Raw genomic sequence first — 1,305 nt, forward strand, 5'->3', positions numbered from 1 at the left:
ACGGCTGGCGGGTTCAAACCTTCGAGCAGTTGCAGTCGCTCTTGGGCATCGAGGATCGGCAGCGCATCAACGCGAACCGCGCCCTCTTGCTCCAAGGCCTGGGTCAACTGGGTCACGGCCGCCGCCATCCAGTTCGCCACACGCACGGCGCCAATCCCCTGCTGGGCCAGCACGCTCAGGCTGAAGCCCTCGCCCAGGTCGTCCACGCTCAGGGTCAGCGGGTAGTTGCTGCGCTCCTCGCCGCCCAACTGGTGCATGCCCTGGAAGCTGTCGGTGGCGTCGGTGGCGATTCCGGCCGGGCTGTGCCGGTAGTTGAGCAAAGCGCTGAACAACGGTGTCGAAGCCGGCACGCCGCTGCAACGCTGGGCCAAGGCCAGGGAGGCATGCTCATGGCCGAGCAACGCCGAGAGCCGTTGGTGCGTGACACGCAGCGCCTGCTTGGCGCTGGCGCGGGTATCGATGCGCAGCGGCAAGGTATTGATGAACACGCCCAGCGCGCGGTCGGCACCCTCGCCGCCTTGCAGGCGGCCCATCAAGACAGTGCCGAACACCACGTCCTGGCGCCCGGCCAGCACGCCCACCACCCGTGCCCAGGCCAGGTGCATCAGGCTGGCGGCGCTGACGCCAAGCTGGCGCGCCTGCAGGCGAACCCGCCGCGCCAGGTCCAGGTCGAGCGCCTGGCGGACTTCCTCGATATCGCGGCCATCGCCCTGCACATCGGCCAGGCCCATGGGCAAGGTCGGTTCCTCGATATCGCCAAGCATCTCGCGGAAGAACGCCTCGTGGCCGGCCTGCGCGGCGCCCAGGCGCACCTGGGCGACATAGGTGCGGTACGGCACCGGCGCGGCCAGTTGCGCCCCGCGCCCGGCCAGCAAGGCCTGCATTTCGTGGACGATCACTTCCATGGCCGTGTGGTCCAGGGCCAGGTGATGGAAGTGCAGGATTGCCACCACCCGCTGCTGCGCCGGGTCCAGGGCGTAGGTCAGGCGCAGCAACGGCGCCTGGGTCAGGTCCAGGCGTTGCTGGCGGGCATCGAAATGCCCGTGCAGGCGCTCGATCACCGCGTCCTCGCCCAGCCCGGTGACCTCGGTCACCGCCAGGCGTGCCTGGCGCCAGACCACCTGCACCGGCTCGGCCAGGCCTTCCCAGACCACCGAGGTGCGCAGGATATCGTGGCGGTCGATCACCTGTTGCAAGGCCCCGGCGCAGGCTTGCAGACGGTCCAGGCTGTCGAAGGCCAGGCGGGTCTGCAGCAGGTACGGGTCGCCCTGCTCGGCGCTCAGGTGGTGGTAGAGGATGCCCTCC

Annotated in this window: 1 protein-coding gene; it reads right to left on the bottom strand. The window is 69.5% G+C overall.

Annotated features, from left to right (window positions below):
* The coding region (locus tag E3U47_RS24745; protein WP_256660342.1) for a condensation domain-containing protein at nt 1–1,305 on the bottom strand (1,305 nt) is incomplete at both ends.

Origin of the sequence: Pseudomonas sp. RIT623 (genome assembly GCF_004519305.1) — a bacterium.
Lineage (GTDB): Bacteria > Pseudomonadota > Gammaproteobacteria > Pseudomonadales > Pseudomonadaceae > Aquipseudomonas.